Annotated in this window: 27 protein-coding genes; 21 read left to right on the forward strand and 6 right to left on the reverse strand. The window is 46.4% G+C overall.

Going from position 1 to position 23,665, the window contains the following annotated elements:
- Nucleotides 1–317: 317 nt before the first annotated feature.
- The 3 genes from ACM1ND_RS10850 to gluQRS all read right to left on the reverse strand — a co-directional run bounded on the left by ACM1ND_RS10850 (nt 318) and on the right by gluQRS (nt 2,516).
- Nucleotides 318–986 carry an SdpI family protein gene (locus ACM1ND_RS10850; RefSeq protein ID WP_418027680.1) on the reverse strand — a complete coding sequence of 223 codons (669 nt, stop codon included), beginning with the start codon at nt 984–986 and terminating at the stop codon, nt 318–320.
- Nucleotides 986–1,246: an autorepressor SdpR family transcription factor gene (locus tag ACM1ND_RS10855; protein ID WP_418027682.1), complete on the reverse strand. Its 261-nt coding sequence runs from the start codon at nt 1,244–1,246 to the stop codon at nt 986–988. Before ACM1ND_RS10855 ends, ACM1ND_RS10850 begins: the two co-directional genes overlap by 1 nt.
- A gap of 274 nt (nt 1,247–1,520) precedes the next feature.
- The gene (gene gluQRS, locus ACM1ND_RS10860; RefSeq protein ID WP_418027684.1) at nt 1,521–2,516 is read right to left on the reverse strand and encodes a tRNA glutamyl-Q(34) synthetase GluQRS; all 996 of its coding nucleotides are present in this window, start codon (nt 2,514–2,516) and stop codon (nt 1,521–1,523) included.
- Between the two features lie 321 nt (nt 2,517–2,837).
- On the opposite strand from gluQRS, the gene hrpB reads away from it, so the two are divergent.
- The 6 genes from hrpB (at nt 2,838) to ACM1ND_RS10890 (ending at nt 10,186) form a co-directional block, all read left to right on the forward strand.
- Nucleotides 2,838–5,366 (forward strand): ATP-dependent helicase HrpB, encoded by a 2,529-nt coding sequence (gene hrpB / locus ACM1ND_RS10865; RefSeq protein WP_418027686.1) that lies wholly within the window; start codon nt 2,838–2,840, stop codon nt 5,364–5,366.
- Nucleotides 5,367–5,706: 340 nt separating this feature from the next.
- Complete coding sequence (locus ACM1ND_RS10870; protein WP_028542417.1) at nt 5,707–6,291, forward strand: general stress protein; 585 nt, start codon at nt 5,707–5,709, stop codon at nt 6,289–6,291.
- A 270-nt stretch (nt 6,292–6,561) separates the two neighbouring features.
- Complete coding sequence (locus ACM1ND_RS10875) at nt 6,562–7,734, forward strand: acyltransferase (protein ID WP_023988293.1); 1,173 nt, start codon at nt 6,562–6,564, stop codon at nt 7,732–7,734.
- Nucleotides 7,735–7,896: 162 nt separating this feature from the next.
- Nucleotides 7,897–8,535 carry a CatB-related O-acetyltransferase gene (locus ACM1ND_RS10880; protein WP_053325291.1) on the forward strand — a complete coding sequence of 213 codons (639 nt, stop codon included), beginning with the start codon at nt 7,897–7,899 and terminating at the stop codon, nt 8,533–8,535.
- 264 nt (nt 8,536–8,799) lie between these two features.
- Nucleotides 8,800–9,162: a helix-turn-helix transcriptional regulator gene (locus ACM1ND_RS10885; RefSeq protein WP_013310011.1), complete on the forward strand. Its 363-nt coding sequence runs from the start codon at nt 8,800–8,802 to the stop codon at nt 9,160–9,162.
- Between the two features lie 19 nt (nt 9,163–9,181).
- On the forward strand, nt 9,182–10,186 hold the full coding sequence (locus tag ACM1ND_RS10890) for a Gfo/Idh/MocA family protein (RefSeq protein WP_053325292.1): 1,005 nt from the start codon (nt 9,182–9,184) through the stop codon (nt 10,184–10,186).
- Between the two features lie 92 nt (nt 10,187–10,278).
- On the opposite strand, the gene ACM1ND_RS10895 is transcribed toward ACM1ND_RS10890, so the two are convergent.
- Nucleotides 10,279–10,848: a TraR/DksA C4-type zinc finger protein gene (locus tag ACM1ND_RS10895; RefSeq protein WP_418027689.1), complete on the reverse strand. Its 570-nt coding sequence runs from the start codon at nt 10,846–10,848 to the stop codon at nt 10,279–10,281.
- Nucleotides 10,849–10,992: 144 nt separating this feature from the next.
- Here ACM1ND_RS10895 and ACM1ND_RS10900 point away from each other — a divergent pair, with 144 nt between their 5' ends.
- The 7 genes from ACM1ND_RS10900 (at nt 10,993) to ACM1ND_RS10930 (ending at nt 15,070) form a co-directional block, all read left to right on the forward strand.
- Complete coding sequence (locus ACM1ND_RS10900) at nt 10,993–11,370, forward strand: DivIVA domain-containing protein (RefSeq protein WP_023988297.1); 378 nt, start codon at nt 10,993–10,995, stop codon at nt 11,368–11,370.
- Nucleotides 11,371–11,467: 97 nt separating this feature from the next.
- Entirely contained in the window at nt 11,468–11,902 is a 435-nt protein-coding gene (locus ACM1ND_RS10905; RefSeq protein ID WP_013310015.1) for an Rrf2 family transcriptional regulator, read from the forward strand.
- A 23-nt stretch (nt 11,903–11,925) separates the two neighbouring features.
- The gene (locus ACM1ND_RS10910) at nt 11,926–12,426 is read left to right on the forward strand and encodes a metallophosphoesterase family protein (RefSeq protein ID WP_023988298.1); all 501 of its coding nucleotides are present in this window, start codon (nt 11,926–11,928) and stop codon (nt 12,424–12,426) included.
- Between the two features lie 35 nt (nt 12,427–12,461).
- Nucleotides 12,462–12,788 carry a (2Fe-2S) ferredoxin domain-containing protein gene (locus ACM1ND_RS10915; RefSeq protein ID WP_023988299.1) on the forward strand — a complete coding sequence of 109 codons (327 nt, stop codon included), beginning with the start codon at nt 12,462–12,464 and terminating at the stop codon, nt 12,786–12,788.
- 130 nt (nt 12,789–12,918) lie between these two features.
- Complete coding sequence (locus tag ACM1ND_RS10920) at nt 12,919–13,197, forward strand: hypothetical protein (RefSeq protein ID WP_013310018.1); 279 nt, start codon at nt 12,919–12,921, stop codon at nt 13,195–13,197.
- A 106-nt stretch (nt 13,198–13,303) separates the two neighbouring features.
- On the forward strand, nt 13,304–13,906 hold the full coding sequence (locus ACM1ND_RS10925) for a nitroreductase family protein (RefSeq protein ID WP_025722870.1): 603 nt from the start codon (nt 13,304–13,306) through the stop codon (nt 13,904–13,906).
- A gap of 240 nt (nt 13,907–14,146) precedes the next feature.
- The gene (locus ACM1ND_RS10930; RefSeq protein WP_071558832.1) at nt 14,147–15,070 is read left to right on the forward strand and encodes an NAD(P)/FAD-dependent oxidoreductase; all 924 of its coding nucleotides are present in this window, start codon (nt 14,147–14,149) and stop codon (nt 15,068–15,070) included.
- A 10-nt stretch (nt 15,071–15,080) separates the two neighbouring features.
- Here the strand turns inward: ACM1ND_RS10930 and ACM1ND_RS10935 are convergent, their stop codons facing one another.
- Nucleotides 15,081–15,410, reverse strand: a complete 330-nt coding sequence (locus ACM1ND_RS10935) for a hypothetical protein (RefSeq protein WP_023988302.1) — start codon at nt 15,408–15,410, stop codon at nt 15,081–15,083.
- Nucleotides 15,411–15,552: 142 nt separating this feature from the next.
- Entirely contained in the window at nt 15,553–15,873 is a 321-nt protein-coding gene (locus ACM1ND_RS10940) for a winged helix-turn-helix transcriptional regulator (protein ID WP_007430161.1), read from the reverse strand.
- Between the two features lie 290 nt (nt 15,874–16,163).
- Between ACM1ND_RS10940 and zwf the strand changes: the two genes are divergently transcribed.
- The 8 genes from zwf (at nt 16,164) to ACM1ND_RS10980 (ending at nt 23,604) form a co-directional block, all read left to right on the forward strand.
- Complete coding sequence (gene zwf, locus ACM1ND_RS10945) at nt 16,164–17,666, forward strand: glucose-6-phosphate dehydrogenase (RefSeq protein ID WP_023988303.1); 1,503 nt, start codon at nt 16,164–16,166, stop codon at nt 17,664–17,666.
- Between the two features lie 54 nt (nt 17,667–17,720).
- A complete protein-coding gene (gene gnd / locus ACM1ND_RS10950; RefSeq protein WP_053325295.1) occupies nt 17,721–18,614 on the forward strand; it encodes a phosphogluconate dehydrogenase (NAD(+)-dependent, decarboxylating) in 894 nt (297 codons plus the stop codon).
- Nucleotides 18,615–18,770: 156 nt separating this feature from the next.
- On the forward strand, nt 18,771–19,445 hold the full coding sequence (locus ACM1ND_RS10955; protein WP_071558831.1) for an SOS response-associated peptidase: 675 nt from the start codon (nt 18,771–18,773) through the stop codon (nt 19,443–19,445).
- A 20-nt stretch (nt 19,446–19,465) separates the two neighbouring features.
- Entirely contained in the window at nt 19,466–19,591 is a 126-nt protein-coding gene (locus ACM1ND_RS10960; RefSeq protein WP_256703523.1) for a hypothetical protein, read from the forward strand.
- 234 nt (nt 19,592–19,825) lie between these two features.
- Complete coding sequence (locus tag ACM1ND_RS10965) at nt 19,826–21,034, forward strand: MFS transporter (RefSeq protein WP_071558830.1); 1,209 nt, start codon at nt 19,826–19,828, stop codon at nt 21,032–21,034.
- Nucleotides 21,035–21,089: 55 nt separating this feature from the next.
- Nucleotides 21,090–21,536: an OsmC family protein gene (locus ACM1ND_RS10970; protein ID WP_013310026.1), complete on the forward strand. Its 447-nt coding sequence runs from the start codon at nt 21,090–21,092 to the stop codon at nt 21,534–21,536.
- A gap of 69 nt (nt 21,537–21,605) precedes the next feature.
- Nucleotides 21,606–22,691 (forward strand): lactonase family protein, encoded by a 1,086-nt coding sequence (locus ACM1ND_RS10975; RefSeq protein ID WP_025723669.1) that lies wholly within the window; start codon nt 21,606–21,608, stop codon nt 22,689–22,691.
- Between the two features lie 757 nt (nt 22,692–23,448).
- Nucleotides 23,449–23,604, forward strand: coding sequence for a hypothetical protein (locus tag ACM1ND_RS10980; RefSeq protein ID WP_023988309.1), 156 nt, complete (start codon nt 23,449–23,451; stop codon nt 23,602–23,604).
- Nucleotides 23,605–23,665 lie beyond the last annotated feature (61 nt).

Raw genomic sequence — 23,665 nt, forward strand, 5'->3', positions numbered from 1 at the left:
GATAGGAGGCATGCAAAGGGAACTACTTGGACAACTTTGTAATAGAGAATCTTTTTGAGATCCTAAAGACGGAACTTCTGTATATACAAGAATTTGAATTCATTGAGGATTTTATTCAAGGGTTATACACTATTGTAACCATCGAAGACGAAACAAAAGCACAGAGGACTATAGCCGGTAGAATACTGTACCATATTAAGTCCTCTGTAGCAGTTTAAGTCTGTCTGTCTCTCACTTTCTGGGGTTAGTTTAAAATTGAGCCTCAAAAGCCTTTTTAAAAATTCTTTCATAGGGTCGATAAAGCAAGGTTTATATAATTACAGTTTTCTTGAGTATGAGAAAGGTAATATTATCATCAAGCAGAAGATAATTAAACTTAATATGAAAAATAAATAGTTATTAGGAATAAACGATGAAAAAACAAGTAGAAATCCACCAACAATCCATACCTTTGAAGCATAGCGTTGTCCCTTAAACCAAGCTTCTTCATTATTTAGCGTTGTTTTCGTTCTGACCCCAGAGATTTTATTTTGTCTCAATTTAGGAACATAATTTCCTGAAATAATAAACACAAGCCCTGCCACAATCATCCCTAATCGAGCTATGTCTATGGATTTAAAAGTAATCGTATCAGTTAGGACTAATAGATAGTAAATACTTATACCATCAAATAAAATTGTTAATAAGAAAGTAGAAATACTCATTATTTTATGAGTTGTTGCTCTATTTGCTTCACGTTCCTTAACAGACATTCGTTCAATCCATTTTCCAAGTAGCCACATAAATAAAAAACCAATCAACCCTAAATTGCAGATTAAAATGACCTCTAAACTTGATTTATTAACAAAACGGTCTGCTATATTAGATGCATTAAAATGTACTGGTATTATTTCAGGGATTTGTTTATAGTAATATAAATACATACCAAATGGGATTAGTGAGGTTAGCAGAGATAAATATGTGAAAAAAGTAACTTTGTTTCTCATTATTTACCCTCCTTGAGAGATAATATCCACAAAAGTAATTCGTCCAGTACACTGCAATTAAGTTCGTATAAAATAAATTTCCCTACTTTTTCAGTTCGTACAAGATCAGACTCTTTCAGAAGAGACAGGTGATGAGAAACTGTGGCTGATGTCATTTCAAAATGTGAATAGATATCTCCAGCACTCATTCTTCCATTTTTCAGTAGTGCAAGAATTTCTCTTCGGGACTGATCGGATATTACTTTGAATAAATCAGCCACTGTGATTACGCCTCCTCTGGATAATCCTTAAACAATTAGAAAATTTTCTAAATGTAATGATAAACAAAACAATCAAAGAAGTCAAGTTGTGTATATAATGTTTAAAAAATCCAATGTAATTCTTTTGCAACACGGAATTGTATTCAAGATGACGCATCAAAGAAAAAGATTAGTATTAATCGTCTATGAAGAGATACAAATAATTTGCTCTCTTCATATGTCTGATGATGAAATCGTTTTGGTTGATGGGTTTTACTCTAGATTAGGTGAAATACTAATGTTGCAGTGCAGATAATCTCATGAGGCATTGTTTCGTCAGGATGACGGGTTCTTTGGGCAGTTTGTCCAAATGAAAGTCATCGATTAAATCCACAGCCTTCACAGGCTCAGGTGAATCCAGCAGCCCGGAAAAATAGGCGAGCCAGCCAATGACTGCTTCCGGTGTGATACCTTGTCGGCGCATAGCTCGGAGTGCTACGCCACCATGTCGTTTGGCCAGCCTTCGCCCATCAGGGCCCAGGACAAGGGGAACGTGTGCGAAACGTGGCGACTGCAACCCCAAAGCTTGGTACAGCAATAGCTGACGGGGAGTCGAATCGAGAAGATCATACCCACGTAGTACGTCGGTCATATACATATCTGCATCATCGACAACGACAGCCAGCTGATAGGAAAACATGCCGTCCGCCCGTTTGACGATAAAATCGCCGCCCTCTGCCGCACCGAAGGTCACATGGCCTGCTACCTGATCATGAAACGAAATAAAGGCATCTGGATTTTGCGGTACTTTAAAGCGAAGTGAAGGGAGTTTATGTTGTGCTTTGGCTACGACATCTTGAGAGCTAAGGTTACGACATGCACCTGAATATGCGGGTCCTTCACCAGACAGTCCATGTGGAGCATGGGCGGCAGCCACAATGTCGGCCCGACTACAAAAACAAGGATACAGCAAATCTTGCTCCTGTAGTATCTCCAATGCAGATTGGAAGCGTTCCAGCCGCTGGCTTTGAGTGTAGGGACCGTAGGGACCGCCTACGTCGGGTCCTTCGTCCCATTCCAGCCCGATCCAGCGCAAATCTTCCATAATCCCTTGCGCCAACTGGCTGCGAGCTCGCGTCATATCGATATCTTCCATGCGCAAAATATAGGTTCCACCCAGGGAGCGAACGTGCAGCCAGGATAATAAGGCGGTGCGAGCGTTTCCTAAGTGTATCCATCCCGATGGTGTTGGGGCAAATCGCCCTCTGATGGGTTGGGCCTGTAATTCCATACGAAAGTGACCTCGATTCTATATTCCGTCCTTCAGCAATCCATATCAACCATATTATAAAACGAACTTGCCGCGAGTGCATCTCGACAGGTATAGAAGCTAAACACGAAGCATACATAGCCGCGATGGCCAGACGGGAAATTTAAATATCTGTATAATAGATTTAGAAGAATTATGCACGACAGACCGAAGAGAAGTCCCAGAGTGCAGCTTAACATTTTTAATTCAATATTCAATAATTACAGGTAATGAAAAATTCACAATAATAAAGGAATTAAAACTTAGATTCTACGCATCAAGCGTATCATTGGAGAGATTTCATTGACAGATAAACAACTGCCTATTATGCAAGTGATCCCCGAGCTTAAACATACACTGCAATCCCATTCGGCGGCGGTACTGATTGCACAGCCGGGAGCGGGGAAAACGACGGTAACACCGCTGGAGCTGCTGCATGAGCCGTGGCTGGCAGGGCAAAAGATGATTATGCTGGAGCCGAGGCGTTTGGCAGCACGTGCAGCAGCAGCGCAAATGGCGAAAGCGCTGGGAGAGCCCACCGGGAAGACCGTGGGTTATCGGGTTCGTATGGATACAAAAGTAGGACCAAACACGCGGATTGAAGTGGTTACGGAGGGCGTACTGACCCGGATGCTGCAATATGATCAGGCATTGGAGGGAGTCGGGCTGATTATGTTTGATGAGTTTCATGAACGCAGCCTGCATGCAGACTTGGGATTGGCACTTACCCTGCAAAGCCAGGCGCTGCTGCGACCAGATTTGAAGATATTGATCATGTCTGCCACCCTGGAGGCAGAGCCTGTATGCAGACTATTAGGGGATGCGCCATTGCTGGAATGTCCAGGCACCGTATTTCCGGTAGAAACCTTTCATATGTCCAAACCTTCGTCAACTTCATTAGAGTCCTTTACGGCTGAGACGGTAGAAAAGGCACTTCATGCTCATGATGGCGATCTGCTGGTGTTTTTACCAGGGGCTAGAGAAATTCATAGAACGGAACGAGAATTGGCTTCAAAGCATTTACCAGCACACGTCAAGGTAATTCCGTTGTACGGCAGCATGAAGCTGGAGCAGCAGGATGAGGCAATACGCCCGTCGGCTTTGGGCAGCCGAAAAGTGGTATTGGCCACCTCGATTGCCGAGTCCAGCTTGACCATCGCCGGGATCACGGTGGTGATCGATAGCGGACTGTCGCGGGAATCGGTATTTTCCGCGCGAACCGGTATGAGCCGTTTGACCACCGTCAAGGTGTCCAAGGCCTCCGCCGACCAGCGGCGCGGACGGGCGGGCCGTCTCCAGCCGGGCGTATGCTACCGGCTGTGGAGCGCACAGGAGCATGCCGCGCTCCCCGATGCCAGTCGCCCGGAAATCGCCGCGGCGGATCTGGCCCCGCTCGCGCTGGAGCTGGCGGCCTGGGGCGTGCGCGAGCCCGCCGAGCTGGCCTGGCTGGATGCCCCGCCTGAGGCCGCGTACCGCCAGGCCACAGGTCTGCTGCACCAGCTCGGCTGCCTGGATGAAGCAGCCGACGGCACTACAGGCGGCATCACCGCGCATGGGCGCGAGGTGTCCGCCCTAGGCACGCACCCGCGCCTTGGGCACATGCTGTTGCGCGCAGCCGCCCTTGGCCTGGCCCCGACTGCCAGCCGTCTGGCTGCGCTGCTGCAAGAGCGGGACCCGTTCCGCGCACATGGCGGAACGGATTTGCGCCCGCGGCTGGATGCCCTGCGCGAGGCGGCCCATGCCCGCAGTACGCACAGCCTGCTGCGGGCAGTAGACGATACGGTGATTCGCCGTATCGTGCAGGAGAGCCGGCAGCTGCTAGCCACGCTGCCGACAGCAGCCGCAGCGCAGGACGAGCCTGACGGCTCCGCGGCTTGTGGGCTGCTGCTGGGCTTTGCGTATCCGGATCGGATCGCGCAGGGCCGAGGGGACGGCCGCTTTTTGCTTAGCGGCGGTCGGGGGGCGCGACTCCGACAAGTGGAGTGGATGTCGCGTTCGTCCTATCTCGTCGCCGCCGAAGTGGACGACGAGGGAGCAGATGGCGCCATTCAGTTGGCGGCACCGGTTGAACTGCAAGAGCTGATCCAGCATTGCAGCGATTTGCTGCTGGAACAAGCCAGCGTATACTGGGATAGCTCCGCCTCAGCAGTGAGAGCCCGCAAGGTACTGCGGCTGGGCTCACTCGTCTTAAAGGAAACGTCCTATGAGCGACCTCCGGCAGAGGAAGTAGCTGCCGCCTTGATGCAGGGTGTCCGTGAACGAGGTCTGAAGCTACTGTCATGGAATCGGCAAACCCTCCAGTTGCAGGCTCGTTTGATTTTTATGCACTTCTCGGCGCCTGAGGACTGGCCGGACTGCACGGAATCGGCATTGCTGGATTCATTGGAATCGTGGCTGTTGCCTTTTGCTCTAGGAGCCAAAAATGTATCCGATTTGCAACGGCTGGACAGTGCTGCATTGCTGCTTGGCAGGCTGGATTGGGAACAGCGGCAGCAGCTTGATCAGGAAGCGCCGACGCATATCCGCGTACCCAGCGGTTCCCGCATTCCTGTCGATTATTCGAATCCTGAGGCACCAGCGCTGGCCGTACGACTACAAGAGTTGTTCGGTATGAGGGATACGCCTCGTATTGGACGCGGACGCGTACCCATTGTATTGCATTTACTGTCACCTGCCCAGCGACCTGTCCAAGTGACGTCCGACTTGTCCAGCTTCTGGAGCGAGGCTTACTTTGAAGTCAAAAAGGACCTGAAGGGCAGATATCCCAAGCATTATTGGCCGGATGATCCACTGGAAGCTGTGGCGACCAACAGAGCAAAGCCAAAGCGTTGACCAGTAGCTGTCTTATTATGCGACAGAACGGTGTGAGAAGTAGTAAGCTGAATTCAAAAAATTCACATAAAAACGGAGTAGGCAGAATGGTGCTGTACAAGCGGAAGCGGTCGCCTTTGTCTCCAGGTTTCTACTCTTGCACGTTCATTCAGGAAATCTGGGGACAACAGCGATGGGAAGCACCATCTGACTGCGCAGTGGCTCCATATGTAACTTTTATAGAATGGGTTCAAATTGAAGGGTATCGACTTTTGAATTTTCGTAAAATCGTTTAAACGTCATAATAGCGGGGTAATGAAAGACGAACCACTCAACACCAAAATATTGGGAGGTAACTATTATGGCTAATAACTTAAACGATTATAATGAAAAGAAAATTGTTGGTGTTTTTGATACAGAGCAGGAAGCATCTCGTGCGATAGGACAATTGCAGAGCAAAGGAATCCCAAGCAGTGAAATTTCTGTGATCACCCGTGACCGTGACGAGCTAAGGACGATTAGTGAAGAGACAGGCACCAAAGCACCGGAGGGTGTGGCCACAGGTGCGGCTACCGGCGGTATTGTAGGCGGCGTTGCTGGCTTGCTGGCAGGCATCGGGGCCTTGGCTATTCCGGGTATCGGACCGATCCTCGCTGCTGGACCTATCGCGGCTACTCTTACCGGAGCAGCTGTCGGTGCGGGAGCAGGTGGCTTGGTCGGTGGACTGGTCGGGCTAGGTATTCCAGAAGATGATGCACGTCAATACGAGACATACGTCGATCAGGGCAAGATTTTAGTGCTGGTGGATTCAGCTGACCATCACAGGGATGTTTATGATATTTTCCGCACCAACCGTTCGCTGAATGCGGATCGTTACAGAACGTATGATGATACGGTGGCGGATACGCGGACAGATGCGTACACAGATACTAGAAGGAACCTGTAAACAACTAACGGCTAGTTGAGAACGTGATTTAACAGGCTTTCCTATCTCCTTTGTATATAGGTTGTTTCTACAGCAGCAGTCTCCCCGAGAGGGAAGACTGCTGCTTTTACATGTTAGTGAAACATAGAATAAACCTGAGATAAATGATGCTTTGCTTGCTGTTGGCACGTTTATCCTTCTATATATTTTTACAGAATTGTCGTTATAATAGATTTGAGGATTTTGAAAAATCATGGATTTATAAATTGCTAGATGTAACAGGAGAGTGACATGAGTCAAAAAGAGAGAATTTCCGAAGTCGCTTTGCTAAGAGGGTTGGCTTTTGCCGCCGTTGTTCTTCAGCATTCCGTCGCACATTATGCGGTTGCGCAGGGGGCGCGCATCCAGGACGGGGTTTTGATGACACTTTTACTGCTGTGTTCCAAATTTGCAGTTCCGGTGTTTGTGTTTATCACGGGCATGGTGCTATTTTACAATTATGATGGGGTCTTAAAGTACGGAACGTTTTTACGTAAAAGATTCATGGACATCATTGTTCCGTATATCATATGGTCTCTTTTATACGAATTGGGAAATCAGCTTGCCCAAAGTGGTGGATATATTCACCCGCTGGATTTTTTCCAGAAGCTATTGAACGGGAAAAGCAGCTATCATCTATGGTACATCGTTATGATTATCCAATGTTATGTGTTATTTCCCGTGTTTCGTTATGCGGTCCGTCATTTGTCTGCGCTACTGCCGTCAAAATGGCGACCAGCTGCATTGGCTGGATTCGGCGTGCTATATATTTTGCTCATGTTCGCCGTTGGACCCGTATACCAAGCGATGGATAAGCTCCAGCTTCCGGTCATTACCTCTTGGTTTACCCTGTACGCTGACCGGAATGTGATCTACTTTTTCTTTTATTTTGTGTTAGGAGCGGCAGCCGGGATGAACGTCAAGCGTTGGAATGCTTGGGTAACCAAAGCACAGATGATATACTGGCCGTTGTTTATCGTGATTACAGGCTACTTACTGTACGAGATGATCGGTCAGTTCCAGACGCCGCGAGGTACAGTTCTTTCCTTTAACTATTTGTCTTTGCTGCGTCCGGTCATGGCTGTATATTGCGTCGCGTCTATTTTTGTAGCTTATCGGGTAGCGACGTGGATTGCTCATAAGGGGGGACGTGCGGCGAGTATGCTGACGGCCATCGGAACGTTGTCCTATGGAGCGTATCTCATGCATGCCTTTATGCTGCGTGTGACCTATTATTTTGACGAGACGTTTTTTGCAGACTGGAGCCACGTTCTTCGTACGCTGGCTTCGTTCGTTCTCTGTATGATCTTTTCCGTTGCCGGAACATGGCTACTGGCACGCTTGCCTCTGGGCAAATGGATCGTGGGGCTTCGGGTTCGTCCTCGCCCGACTGGAGGTCCGCCAGCCTTACAAAAGCAAGCCTGATTTGATAACCCAATCATATATGTTCACAAGAGTATCCCAAAGCCAAGAACTAAGGCCAAGGGATACTTTTCTATCTACATTTGTTTAATAGTATGCATACTGATAGACTGGATGTTCCTTTACCAGTAAGGTGAAGGAACATCCATATGGGAGGGTCGCAAAATGAGTGGTCCAGATACAAGAAGCGTTTTTCCGATGAAAAATATTAGAAGTCTGTGTTTTTTGAACAATGTAGTGGTTAATCCATATATCGAAATCGGGGATTATACCTATTATGACGATAATGATAACCCTTTGGATTTTGAGAAAAATGTCCTTTATCATTTTGATTTTATAGGGGACAAATTAAAGATTGGTAAGTTTTGTGCGATTGCAGCCAAAGCCAAATTTATTATGAATGGTGCTAATCATAATACAAATGCATTTACGACTTTTCCTTTTGGAGCGTTTGGCGGAGATTGGGAAGTTGGTTTACCCAATTTAAGTGGGGGCTACAAAGGGGACACTGTGGTTGGAAATGATGTTTGGATTGGTTACAACGCTACCATTATGCCCGGAGTTCAAATTGGTGATGGCGCGATCATTGCGTCAAACGCCGTGGTGACTAAAGATGTTCGGCCATATTCCATTGTAGGAGGAAATCCTGCGAAGTTAATTCGTTATCGGTTTGATGAGGAAACTATAGCTATGCTCCAAACCCTGAAATGGTGGGACTGGGACATCCAAAAAATAACAGAATATATTCCTGTTTTGACAAGTAACGATACGGAGGCCTTAAAACAATTAATCCAGTCTTCGTAATCTGTAACTCTATTTTTTTAGCTTTAGTTATATTATTTCAACATATGAAAAATTCATAATAGCAAAAACAATAAAATCATTTCTCAGCGCTTCGCACACTACTCTATATCGCCTCATTCTATATCTCTCGCCATCTTAAAACAGGTCACAAGAGATGAAGGGTTCTCATACGCTCTCATATCATCAAAGGAAATAGTGTATGGACGCAGAGTGGTTTATAATGGAAGATAAGGTGCACGAATAAGGTGTGGAGGAGGCTGTGAAATGGCGTTTATGATATCCCAGCGGGCTTTTATCAAAATTTATCTGATCACAATGGTGGAGAGGCATCGCGGTTATGGATATCAGATGCTCGAATCGATGAAAGATGAGTTTAGTGGCTTTGGGTATGTTCCGCCTCAGAGCGAGGTTTACCGGGCGCTGCATGAGCTGGTACAGGAAGGTGTTTTTTACCGTACCAAGCGATTGAAAGGAACAGACCCGCGCGTGGATTTTCAGGAGATTGTACTCTATCACTTTACAGATGATGGGGAGGAGAAAGCCCGATTGTACAAGAAGCAGGTCAAAGCCGATTTGGACCGTTGCTTAGGTATGCTGCATAAAGCGGAACAAGACAACTATTCCTAACCACGAAAGGATGAGAATGATGGGTAGAAAGCTGAAATGGGGAATTTTAGGCACTGCGGAGATCGCCCAAATCGCTGTAATTCCGGCAATTCAGCAATCCGAACGCGGAGAAGTGCTTGGGATTGCTAGTCGTAATGCGGATAAAGCCGCTGAGGCCGCCCGGGAGTTCGATATTCCGAAAAGTTATGGAAGCTATGATGAACTGTTGGCTGATCCCGAAATCGGAGCGGTGTACATTCCGTTGCCGAACCATCTGCATGAAGAGTGGACCATTCGGGCAGCGGAGGCTGGGAAGCACGTTTTGTGTGAAAAACCATCTTCTCTTAGCTCGGCCGGGACAAGTCGCATGATCGAAGCATGTCAACATGCAGGAGTGATCTTTGCAGAGGCTTTTATGTATCGCTATCATCCCAAACATCGAAGAATTAAGGAAATTATCAATAGTGGGGAAATTGGTGACATTCGCGGCATTCATTGCACGTTTACGTTTAACAATACCGATCAGGCAGATAATGTGCGCTTTAATAAAAACATGGGCGGCGGCTCGCTATATGATGTGGGCGTCTATCCGATATCAGCCGCTCGTATGTATTTGGATCGGGAACCGGAGGCAGTGACGGTACATGCCTTATTTTCCCCAGAGCATGACAACGTCGATATGATGGCTTCCGGTTTGCTGGAATTTCCGGGTGGAGTCAACCTTACTTTCGATTGTGGCATGTGGGCAGCTAATCGTTCCAACATGGAAATTCTCGGTAGCAAGGGTACGATTGCGATGCCCAAAATGTTCGGTTGGGAAAGAACGTCTGTTGTACCGCAAATTTTCGTCCACGTCGGTTCGGTCACGCGTGAGGAACGTCTGAAAGGTTTTAATTCCTTTGAACTGCAAGCGGATGCTTTTGCTAAAGCGGTGCTTGACGGTGTCCCGTTGCCGTATGAGCCAGAAGATGCGGTGAGCAATATGAAGGTAATCGATGCTTGTATTGAGTCAGCTCGCAGTCGGAAACGGATAGAAATTGGATAACGGGATCACTGTATTCCCGTAAAGACATAAAAAGCAGCCTGTCCAAAGGACAAGCTGCTTTTTTAGATGAACGAATACATAAGCATATAGCATTACATATTTTCATCATAATCAGTGACATCACGCTTGGCGGCAGTTGCAGGCGAGTTCGATGTACCGTATTTCTCCATGGCGTCCCATGCGCCCGCATCGTCAAATCGTTCTGCATTCCGTTGGCGAACCTCACCTGCACCCTTGGGCGGCGGAGTCATGACCTGTTCCTCTACAGGACGGTCATTCGATAATTCTCGAGTTGGCGTGTGCTCGACTGTATAGGCTGTATATGGAATGGCTTGCAACCGTTCAAAAGGAATTTCTTCCCCGCTCGCCACACATATTCCGTACGTCCCATCCTTCATCCGTTGAAGTGCTGCATTGACTTGCTCCAGCTCGTCTTGCAGCGAATCATTAATCGCCAGATCACGGGACCGTTCAAAGGTTTCTGTCCCTATATCAGCGGGGTGGTTATCATAGGACGAGAGCTCACCTGTGGAATCTGTCAGTGTTTCTCCCAATTGAGCGTTTTCCTGACCGTTTTGTTCAAAATGCTTTTCTAAATCCTTTTTCTGCTCCAGCAACATATGTTTCAGCTCTGCAAGCTGCGAATCGTTCAAATGGTTCATGATCATCTCTCCCCTTCGTGGTCTGTATAAGTGACACGTATGCTCTTTTATACCCGTTCATAGGGCCGGGCAATCAGCAGAGACTTTTATTCCCAGCCTAGAATGTGATATAAAAAGAATAGTGTGTTAAGGAGGGAATAACCGATGGATGAACATATGAAGCGTCGTCTGGATAAACAAAAGCAGTTGTTTAAACAACTGGGCATTCAGCTGGACGCGCTCTCCATTCATGAGAAACAGTTTAAGAATAAAATGCGCGGCTATGATCCGGACGAGGTGGATGCCTTTCTGGATGAAGTGATCAAGGATTATGAACGCTTTTATGCGAATATAGCCGACCTGATGGACAAGTGGCAGGAGCAGCAGGCAACCATACGTGATTTGAAAAATGCACCCAAGCCTGCGGCCGACCTTAATGGACTGGACCGTCGTCAACTGGAGGATATCGTTAAGCAGTTGGAATATAGTGTACGCCAATTAAAAGTGCGAGTACGTCCTGAAAATGACTATTTTCCGGAGTAAGGTGCAGTAAGCACTGTGTTGGTGCCTCTATTGTGGTATGATGGAAACAAGCATTTTTCCAAACATTTAATGAGGCACACACATAAAGGTGGTTAACATGAGTACCCATTTTTCCGTTAGTATCCATTGTCTGCTTCTTCTGGCTGAAGGGGCACCGGAGCGAATGACATCGTCACTTATTGCTTCCAGCATCAATACAAACCCAGTAGTTGTGAGAAGGATTATGAGCCGACTCAAACAAGCGGGTTTGGTGGATTCGTCGCCTGGAGCACGCGGCTTTCGTCTAAGCATGTCCAGTTCAAACATCAATCTGAAAATGATCTATGAGGCGACCAAGGATGAAGGTCCGTTGTTCGCCATCCATACCGACAGCAATCATAATTGTGAGGTAGGCAGGAACATAGACGCATTATTGGATGGTTTATATACCGTGGCAGAGCAGAAAATACAGGCGTTTTTCGAGACCGTTACGCTGCGAGATCTGGAGCAGGCACTTCAGCAGCGCGTGGGGCAACAAAGTTCATCCGTGTAAAGACGCTGGTAAGGAGAATTTATATGAAAATCATCGTACTTTCAGACACTCATATGCCGCATAGAAGCAAAGCGTTGCCTAGTCGGCTTGTACAGGAGTTAAAAGGCAGTGACCTCATTCTCCATGCCGGAGACTGGACGGATTGGTTCGTATATGAATGTCTAGCTGAATTTGCGCCTGTGCAAGGCATTGCCGGAAACAATGATGGAATGGACATCGTGGAGCGTTTAGGCTATCAGCGAATCGTTGAAGTTGAAGGCAAGCGGATCGGTATGGTTCACGGTCACGGCTGGCGAGGAACGACAGAAAATATCGCATTGAATACGTTTAAGGGAGAAACGCTGGATTGCCTGATTTATGGACATTCGCATATTCCGGTGGTCAAAACGATTGACGGTCAGCTTGTCCTTAATCCGGGGTCTCCGACGGACAAACGCGGCGAAGACGAATATTCATTTATCGTGCTGACGATTGAAGCTGGTCAGATGGAAGCACAGCTTGTTCTTTATCCAGATAAACATTGATTTAAAACCAACAACTGTTGATTAAAGGGGAAGCTATGGCCATTTTTGAATTAGAACCAATGAAGCATCATGTGTTGATCTGCAATGGAGGCACATGTATGCGACATGAGGGTGAAGAAGTTACACAGGCAATTCGGGATGAAATTCGTAAACAAAATGCAGAAGCATATATTCACACGACCAGAACTCGCTGTAATGGGCGTTGTCATGATGCTGCGGTTGTGATCGTATATCCTCAAGGGGACTGGTATGGTCAAATGACCCCCGACTCGGGGACTCAACTGGTGCAGAAGCTCGTAACGGGAGAGAAGCTGGAACCTCATCTTTTTCATGAGTGTACAGGTAAATCCAGCTCGGAATAATCCAATCAACCATTTATAAGAACATGAGTAGAGAAAATCTTTGCGGAGATTTTCTCTTTTTTGCGTTTAATCCTCGATGTGAAAGGTAAAAGTATACTGTGAACACCAATCCGATAGGGAGGGAAGTAAAATGGCCCCATTTGAAGATAACCTGCACGATCAGAATGAGCAGAAAGGACAGACGGGGAAAGGAACAACGGAGTCTAAACATCAGGAACAGTCGATCAATCGAGATCATGCAGAGCAGTATCCGACAGAGCAGGAAAGCTTGTTTGACCGTTTTGAGATTGAGCAGACGGTAGACGCCATTCCCGTAGAGGATTTGAAGATGGAAAGGCAGGAGGAGAGAGACAAGGATGCAACCAAGCACACCTCTTCCAGTGAGAAAAAATATAATGGTGGCGTATAATCATCAACTAACTGGTAATATTTAAAAAGAAATCTCTTGACTTTAAGATATATGTAATGTATATTAAGTTACGAAAAGTAATTAATTTTTCTCAGGAGGTAACAAAATGGCTAAAGACTTCTTCACAGCTCTGAAAGACAGACGCTCCTATTATGGTATTAGCAAAGAACAGGTCATTTCTGACCAACGGATTCAAGAGATTGTAGAGGAAGCTGTTAAGTATACACCTACCTCTTTCAACTCCCAAACTTCACGTGCTGTAGTGTTGCTCGGAGAGCATCATGATAAACTGTGGAATATTACAGAAGATATTTTGCGTGAGGTTGTAGGCAATGAGGAGCAATTCAAGTCTACTGCCGAGAAAATGAACGGTTTCCGCAGCGGATACGGAACAGTCTTGTTCTTTGAAGACAATAACGTGGTAGCTGGTCTGCAGCAACAATTTGAAGCCTATGCGGACAATTTCCCAATCTGGTCCAACCAATCTAATGGTATGTTGCAATTGGTAGTATGGACGGCTCTGGAGCAAGAAGGACTGGGGGCATCCCTTCAGCATTACAACCCATTGATTGATGAAAAAGTGAAAAACGAATGGAACATTCCTGAGCATTGGAAACTGATTGCTGAAATGCCATTTGGTAAACCGACATTCCAACCAGGTGAAAAAGAATTCCAGCCTGTTGAAGAACGAGTAAAAACATTTAAATAATTATAATTTTCACGATAAAATGACGATTCAGGCTCGACTTGGTAAAGCACTGTGGGTATCCACAGTGCTTTTTGTCATTCCATTTTTAAGGCATATAAGCTTTGATATGTACGGACACAGGGGTTAATTCATCCGTTAGTGGGTGATATTATGTTTAAAATTGGATGAGAAGTTTACATTGGTGTTATTGCGGTTTTATGCAGATGTCTAGGATAACGCGCATTCAAAGGAGGAAAAGTGATGAACTATGATTGCATTATTGTTGGTGGGGGAATTGCCGGATTGCAAGCAGCGATTCAATTGGGGAGATACAGCAGTCATCGAGTTCTAGTGATAGATTCGGGCTATGGTCGATCTACGCTGTGCCACCAGTATCATAATATTTTGGGCTTTCCTGACGGAATTTCTGGTGAAGAGCTGCGACGGCTTGGACGTAGTGAAGCCACGAAACTAGGTACTGAATTTGTTGAAGGGAAGGCGGCAAAAGCCGCCAAAAGAGATGAGCTTTTTGACATTCAAGTGGATGCAGGATCCGTCTATTCGTCAAAAACGCTGCTGTTGGCGACAGGGCTAACGGACCGTTTTCCAAAGCTGGATGGGTTACAAGCCTGCTTGGGCAACAGTGTATATGTGTGCCCGGATTGTGACGGTTATGAGGTTCAGGATCGCAGCACGGTCGTTATGGGGGCAGGCAAAGCAGGAGCTTCCATGGCTCTGACTTTATCAGCGCGCACCGATCAACTTGTTTATGTCAATCATGAGCGTTCAGAGGTGCCGGACGAGCTGATCGTAAAGCTGCGGGAAAAAGGGATTGGCTATAAGGAAGCAGCCATTTCAGAGATTATAACCGGAGAATGGGGCTGTTTTGAAGGAGTGCGGCTGGCTGATGGACATGTGGTTCGAGCAGAGCGGGGCTTTTTAGCCTTTGGCAGCAATCACGTTCATTCAGAGCTGGCGGAGCAACTGGGTGTACATCTGCTGCATAATAAGCATATTGAGACTCATCCTCGCAGCAAAATGACAAATGTGGAAAATGTATGGGTAGCCGGGGACTTAGGAGCTCATGCCGAGCAAGCGACTGTGGCGATGGGAGAAGGAGCTATGTCAGCGATTTGGATACACAAGGTATTAACTGGTATGAAAACAAAAGAACCGCAGCTCTGAGAGCTGCGGTTTAGAACGATGGGTGTGTACTCGTTGGGAGTTGAAGTTCGAAGCGTTTTAATTGATCGCTCATGCCGTACTTACGTAAAATTTCCGTCTGTTTGTTGCCGATAAGATCAAAATGCGGATAGGGCTGACGCTGATGAATATATTGGGGGTTCAATCCGTTATGGTTGCACCATAAGCGCAGCTTGTCCAAATCAGAACATCCCACCTTGGTGACGGTTGTAATGCCTGGAAAGCGATCATCCAGCCAGTAATGTGTCAGGAAAGCAATTTCACCACGACTGACCTCTCTTTTCCAGGCCATAAGCTCCTGCCGGGTAATGCCAAATGCCATCGTTCTCATCCTTCCTTGGCTCATTCTGAAATCATGAGCTGTTGCGCGGTTGTTCCATTATTTTCGTACTATAGTTTGTATTATGATCCACATGGGGTAACACAATAACAGGAGACCCTGTGTGACGACCTCCTGTTAGCGGTTAAAGCCATCTCTCGGCCCAGCTCTCCACACCATTTAATGCATCACCTAGCTCTTTACCCTTGCGTGTCAGCGAATACTCGGTACGCACAGGCCGCTCTGTGATGACATTGCGAAGGATCAGGCCGGAAAGCTCTAGTTCCTTGATGCGTTCGTTCAGCATGCGTTTACTAAGATCAGGTATGGAGACGTGAATTTCACTAAATCGTTTGGGATGTTCCATCAAAGTATGAATGATGAGAGCGGTCCATTTTTTGCTGATGATCTGAAAGGACTGTTCCACCTTACCGCACAAAAGCTTAGGCTGCCTGTCGTCGCTCATCTGAATCCCCTCAATTTCATTGTTGTTTTAAACAGTATACTAAAAGTAACTCTGTATACCAATAGTAACTATAACGCTTTGTATCAACTGTGACATATTTAACAGTTTTTTCTCTTTCCTTTCGTCAATCATACCACAGAAAACGTTATCATTACAGGATATATCGAATGTTCACGATTTCGCTAAAATTTGATTGACTTGCCCCTTATTTTGGGTGTATTATGGGTTACGTTAATTCCTCAGGTAACTTTTAATAACCTCATCTTTATAATGGGAAGAAGGAATATTTCATGGATTCAATGACATTTGTCTTATTTGGAGCGACAGGGGATTTGGCGAAACGCAAAATTTACCCTGCCTTGTATAATTTGTTTGTAGAAGGTAAAATTCCGGCTTCCTTTTCTGTAATTGGGATGGGGCGTCGTGAAGTGGCGGACGAGCAATTTCAAAGTAATGTAGAGCAATCCATTAAGGATTTTTCCAGACACGTGAATGAAGACCGTGCACAGATGGATCAGTTCTTAAGTGCTTTCCGTTACAGCGCATTGAACGTCAACCACCCGGAAGATTATAAAAAGCTGCTGCAGCTTGCTGAGCAACGTGAAAATGACTTGGGAATTCCGGGGAACCGCATGTTTTACTTATCGGTGGCACCGGAATTTTTTGATGTGATTGCCCTCAATATTCGGGAGAGTGGTTTAGCTGAAACAAAGGGTTGGAAACGGCTCATTATCGAAAAACCATTTGGACATGATCTGGAATCAGCACGTGAGCTGAATGATCGCCTGAGCAGAACATTTGCTGAGGATGAGATTTATCGTATTGACCATTACTTAGGTAAGCCCATGGTACAAAACCTGGAAGCCTTAAAATTTGCTAATCCATTGCTTCAAGGGATATGGAACAATCAATACATCGCCAATGTGCAAATTACCGCATCCGAGACTGTAGGGGTGGAGGAGCGAGCAGGATACTATGATCATTCTGGCGCTATTCGTGATATGGTACAAAATCACATGCTACAGGTGTTGATGATGACGGCTATGAACAAGCCGGGACATGTCACGGCTGACCAGGTGCGTGATGAAAAAAGCAAGGTGATGGACGCGCTTCGTGCACTTGATCCTTCCGATATTGCTTCCAACGTGGTTAGAGGCCAATATACCAACGGTGAGATCAACGGAAAAGCAGTTCCTTCCTATAATGAAGAGCCGGACATCGGTCCTGATTCACAAAATGATACTTTCATTTCAGCTCGCCTATGGATTGACAACGAACAATGGTCGGGTGTACCTTTCTATATTCGTACTGGCAAACGCATGAAAGAAAAATCTACTCGTATCGTTGTGGAATTCAAAAAGGACAGCACAGATCCTTATGCCGCTCAAGGGCAACCCACTGACCCGAACTTGCTGATCATCCATGTTAACCCGGATGAAAAGGTAACGCTGCGTCTGAATAGCAGAGACCCGTTAAACGCTGGTCAACTGGAAACGGTTCTGATGAATTATCATTCCGAGGCCAAGGATGTACCAGAAGCCTATGAGCGCCTCATCTTTGATGCGTTGCGCGGCGATTCCACCTTTTTTGCTCATTGGAACGAAGTTGAGCTTTCATGGGTGTGGGTTCAACCTGTACTGGAAGCTTTTGCTCGTGGTGAGGTTCCACTTCATACGTATGCAGCAGGCTCTTACGGTCCAGAAGCTTCAGATCAATTGTTGGAAGAGCAAGGCTTTACATGGTGGCTGGACGAAAAGTCCGAAAGCACTGAAAAAGCAGTCGTTCGTTCTTAACATCAATAAGAAAGTATATACAAAATATGTTTGCTACGGCAGGAGGCCTTTACAATGCAAGTAGGATTAATTGGTTTGGGAAAAATGGGCTTAAATCTCGGGAAAAATTTGATCGATCATAAGCATGAACTTGTGGCTTACGACGTCAATGCAGCCGCCATCCAAGAAATGAAGGATTATGGAGCTACAGGTGCTTCCACATTGGAAGAGCTTGTACAGGCAACTCAATCCCCTAGAGTATTGTGGATTATGGTTCCTCACCAAATTGTGGATTCTGTGCTGGATCAGCTTCAACCGATGTTGTCCAAAGGAGACATCATTATTGAAGGTGGTAATTCTCATTACAAAGAGTCTATTGCTCGCCATGCCCGTCTTCAAGAATATGGTATCAGCTTCATGGATGCTGGAACCTCAGGCGGGATGGAAGGCGCACGCAATGGCGCTTGTTACATGATCGGTGGCGATCCGGAAGCTTGGGCGGTTGTTGAGCCTATTTTCCGCGACACAGCAGTGGAAAACGGATATCTGTATGCAGGTAAATCCGGAAGCGGACATTTTCTGAAAATGGTTCATAACGGTGTGGAATACGGCATGATGGCTTCCATTGGTGAAGGATTTGAAGTGCTGGAAAAAAGCAGCTTTGACTTTGATTATGAACAAGTAGCGCGTGTGTGGAACAACGGTTCTGTTATTCGCTCTTGGTTGATGGGCTTGACTGAACGGGCATTCTCCAAAGATGCAAACCTGGACGAAATCCGTGGGGTTATGCACTCTTCTGGTGAAGGAAAATGGACGGTTGAGGAAGCGCTGGACATTCAGGCTGCAACTCCAGTCATTGCTTTGTCCCTGCTGATGCGCTACCGTTCTCTTGATGCGGACACGTTCAACGGGAAAGTGGTTGCTGCGCTGCGCAATGAATTTGGCGGTCACGCGGTAGAAAAGAAGTAATAACGATATAAGCTAGTATCTATCCCCGTAGCTTCACAACTGCGGGGATATTGCTATATGTTTTGTCGTTTATTGGATGTTTGCAAAACCTGCATATGCATATTTTTCCTTGTATATCCGCACAATAGATGAAAAAGGCGGAAGGGTGAATAGCATATGTGCAAAAGGTTTTCGTTATCGGCTGATTTGAATGAGGTTAGGGATCATTTTGGTATACAACGGGTGATGTATTATTACAAAACACGCTATAACATGAGTCCCACTCAGCATGTTCCAATTGTGCTGCATCAGGATGGAGAACGGGTACTTGATGAATTTCGCTGGGGATTTATTCCCTACTGGGGCAAGGATTGTGTCAATGCAGACTTGAATACGGTTCGGGTAAATCCGAGTTATCGCAAGATGGCGGAAACCCGACGTTGTATCATTCCATGCAATGGATTTTATTATTGGCGCAAATTGGGTAAACGCATGTGTGCTGTACGGGTGGTACTGCCGGAACAGAAGATGTTTGCGGTCGCGGGGCTATATGAAGTATGGCAGGATAGTCGTAAGGAGCCTTTACGCACCTGTACGATGATGACAGTTCATGCCAATACGGATATACGTGAATTCGATACCCGTATGCCGGCTATTTTGGAAGCTGATCATATAGATTCATGGTTGGACCCGTCTGTCCAGAACATAGATGAGCTGTTGCCTCTACTGCGCACGTATGAGCAAGGAGACATGAGTATCTATCCAGTGACCCCACTGGTGGCCAATGATGAACATGATAACCGTGAATGTATTCAGGAAATGGATTTGCAGTGGTCCTGGATTAAACCTTAAACGTATGGAGATTTTCATCCATGATTGATCATAAGCTTCCCGCCACCTGCATAGGTATGTATTGGGGAACAAGCGTCATGATCCGGGGAGAGGGGAAACGGCCGAAGGAGTATCTCATGTGGGATGGAGGCGATTGGAATGAGTAACGATACACTCATCCAGCTGCTAGTGCTCATGGTGACGATCATCGGTCTGGTCCAAAACCGGTAAGTGGCAGGTTCCAGAAGGCGGGAGAATTGCCGTAGGCAATCTTCCGTTTTTTTCTGTGTTAAAAAGCTCGCAGATTAAGGAAGCTTACGGTACAATAGATGCTAGGCTACAGGTGACAAGACACCTGAATATACGTCTACATACGATATATTTTTAAGGGAGAGCGAATCATGAGTGAATTAACTTCATTACCACCAGCCAAAAAAAGAAAATTGCTGTTTAGCGCAGGGCTCAGCTGGTTGTTTGATGCTATGGATGTGGGGCTGCTTTCATTTATAGTCGCAGCGTTGGCAAAGGAGTGGCATCTGGGATCTGAGCAAATTGGACTGCTGACTGCAATGAATTCGATAGGAATGGTGTTCGGAGCCGCTTTGGCGGGGATTTTGGCGGATCGTTACGGCAGACGCGCCATATTAGTGTGGACATTGTTGATCTTTTCTATTGCCAGCGGCTTATCAGCTTTGGCAACAGGACTCGGAATGCTGCTGGTGCTGCGTTTTATTGCTGGTGCAGGCTTGGGCGGGGAATTGCCTGTTGCTTCGACGCTGGTGTCAGAATCAGTGCCTGTAAAAGAACGAGGAAGAGCGGTTGTCCTGCTGGAAAGCTTCTGGGCGGCAGGCTGGATCCTTTCGGCTCTTATTGCTTATTTTGTTATTCCGAAGTATGGTTGGCAAATGGCATTTATTCTCGGCGCAGTACCTGCGCTGTACGCTCTTTATCTGCGCAGAGCTATTGATGATTCACCGCGTTACAAGCAGCAAAGCGTTAAACTTCCGCTGCGTGCACGATTGGCTTCGATTTGGTCGGGACCCAATCGCAAGTCTACGCTGATGCTGTGGATTTTATGGTTCACAGTTGTATTTTCATACTACGGCATGTTCCTGTGGCTACCGAGCATTATGTTTATGAAAGGTTTCGAACTGGTTAAAAGCTTTGAATATGTACTGATCATGACGCTTGCGCAACTACCAGGTTACTTTACCGCCGCCTATCTAATTGAAAAGCTGGGGCGCAAATTCGTACTGATCATCTACTTGCTGCTCACAGCAGTGTCCGCCCTTTGGTTCGGCACCTCGGAAACGGCGGGAATGCTGCTAGCTGCTGGTATCTGCTTGTCCTTTTTTAATCTCGGTGCTTGGGGAGCCATGTACGCTTATACTCCGGAATTGTACCCGACAGCGGTCCGTTCTACCGGTGTGGGTATGGCGGCTGCGTTTGGCCGTATTGGAGGCGTTATCGGGCCTTTTGCGGTCGGTATACTCGTAGGACAAGGCGTAGCGTTACCATCTATCTTTGTGATTTTCTTCGTAGCTATCTTGATCGGAGCAGCGGCTGTATGGTTGCTGGGTACGGAAACCAAAAACCAGGAGATTGACTAACCTTTACATTCACCTGTGTAAAGATTCATAATATAAGAGAGAGGAGTGACCTGAAATGGAGCATACCTTTCTGCTCAAGGCAGACTGGAACGGGGGGCGCAACAGCGACGGCCGTATTGAGGCTGGACAGTTGCGGACTGCAATTTCGATCCCAGCTGAGATGGGGGGCCCTGGCGTGGGCACCAATCCAGATGAAATGCTGCTCGGTGCCGCTGCTACCTGCTATTTGATTACTTTGGCGGCTATGATGGAGCGCGCGAGTCTCCCGGTGGCATCACTGGCGCTGGAATCCGAAGGGATTGTCGATGTAACGAACAATATTTTTACATATCGCCGAATTGTGCATCGTCCGCAGGTTCAATTGGCCGCCGATGCGACAGAATCGCAGATCGAACAAGCATTGCGACTGGCAGAGCAGGCAGAAACCTCATGCATGATCTCGCGTGCCGTAGCGGGAAATGTGGCGTTGTCCACAGAGCCCGTGGTGGAGCGCGCCTCTTAAAGCGATATTTGTAACAGGAGCAATCATTCCAATTGCCCATCATTTTTTTAATCCAAGGAGGACACAACCATGACAGCACAACAAAAATTGCTCGTATTCGCAGGCTCTTACGCCGAATTGGAAGGTAACGGAGTTTATTCGTACACTTTTAATGAACAGACAGGAGCACTTACACTACAGGATGAGTTCTCCGGCTTGAAAAATCCTACATTCCTGAATGTGGACGTCAAAAATCGGAAGCTGTATTCCATTGGAGAGACGACTTCTGCTGCAGGAGCGAAAGTAGGCGAAGCCTCTGCTTTCGAAATTGACCCAGTTAAAGGAACATTTACATTGCTGAATCGTGCGGAAAACGTGGGTGCAACAACTTGCCACATTCAGCGTGATCCATCTGATCGTTACCTTATTGTAGTCAGCTACCACGGAGGTATGGTGGGACTGGTATCTCTGACCGAGGACGGACGTATCGGTGAGTTGCTGGATGTTAAACAGCATGAGGGCAAAGGGGCACATCCTGAACGTCAGGATCGTCCACATCCACATTCCAGTTTCTTTAGTCCGGATGGCCGCTTCCTGTTCGTACAAGATCTCGGTCTGGATCTGATCCGCGTTTACACCATTGATGACAGCAAAGGACAACTGGTGCTTCATGGTGAAACGAAAACCCATGCAGGTGCAGGTCCACGTCATTTGACGTTCCACCCGAATGGTAAATTTGCTTTTGTCATTAACGAAGTGGATTCTTCCATTACTTCTTTTGCATACGATGCAGAGGCTGGCAAGCTCACTGAGCTTGAGAGCGTACCGACATTGCCGTCTGACTTTACAGGTGAAAACACAACTGCTGAAATTGCGATTTCGGGGGATGGAGCTTATCTGTACGGTTCCAACCGCGGGCATGACAGCATTGTGGTATACGCTGTAGACGGAGCAACTGGCAAGTTGAGCTTGGTCGAGCATGTATCTGCCGAAGGAGAGCATCCACGCCATTTTGCTTTGACTCCAAATGGTGACCATATGCTCGTGGCCAACCGCGACACCAACAACATTGTTACGTTCAAAGTGGACAAGGCAAGTGGACGCTTGACCTACACTGGGCAACAAGTAACCGTGTCCAAGCCAGTATGCGTACAGCCTTTTTACTTTTCCGTGTAAAAATTAGGAAAACATTAGGGGTAACTAAGTAACGGTATGCGGCTTGTGACCGCTACGAGAACGGATCATTCTTCCGGTCGCTGTTGCCCCCGGATTTCTCGATTGTATGTTCAAGGGTAGAAATCCGGGGACAAAGGCGAACGCTCCGCTTCTTCAGAACAATTCCGTCCTCTCCGCTGCTTTAGTGCTTTTGGCGACCATTTTTTTATGCAGAAACAATAAATGAATACGTATATGTTGATGGTACTGATAGATTAACCAAGCATAGAAAATTTTTTAGTGAAAACGGCTCGTAGGATAACCTACAGCCGTTTTTATTTTAGGGCTTAGTCATTTCAAAAGAAGTCACTACCTACAAAAATAATATAAAATTTTATGGTTACAAATAAGATACGAATAATCTCGGCAGGAAAAGGGTACATATGTTATAAGCGGGACAAGAATCTCTCAATCCGATAATGCAAATCTAGGACAAGCATTGTGAGTTCCATATAAGGGTTAGAGGCTTAAAATAAAAGTATTATATTTGGCCTAAGTATTAGTTTAGGTCGTTGGCTTTTTTAGAGGCAAACTCATGAAAAATGAGCAATGGCAAGGATAAACTGAGTAACGAAGCGGGCAGATGGATTTCGGAGAAGCGATAGCGTTCGCCTTTGGAACTTGATTTTAACCATTAAAATATATAGCGATCGGAGAAACCATCTGATCGCGAAGTGGGCCTCACAGACCGATAAGAGTATATAAAGGAGGAAACGAAATGAAAATTATCATTACGCAAAAGGAAGCCGTCGACAAAGGAATATGGACAGAGATCATGGGGATGTTTGCTGTGACCAAAGAGGACGAAGTATGGCAAAATGAAGAGTTTATTCTCACCGAAGAACAGGCACGTCAGGTCGGATTATTAAGATAGCAAAGACAAATAGGACATGTTATCAAGTTTTAAGACCAAGTCTTAAAAAATCGTAACTTCT

Origin of the sequence: Paenibacillus sp. JJ1722 (assembly GCF_048282685.1) — a bacterium.
Classification (GTDB): Bacteria; Bacillota; Bacilli; order Paenibacillales; family Paenibacillaceae; genus Paenibacillus; species Paenibacillus polymyxa_B.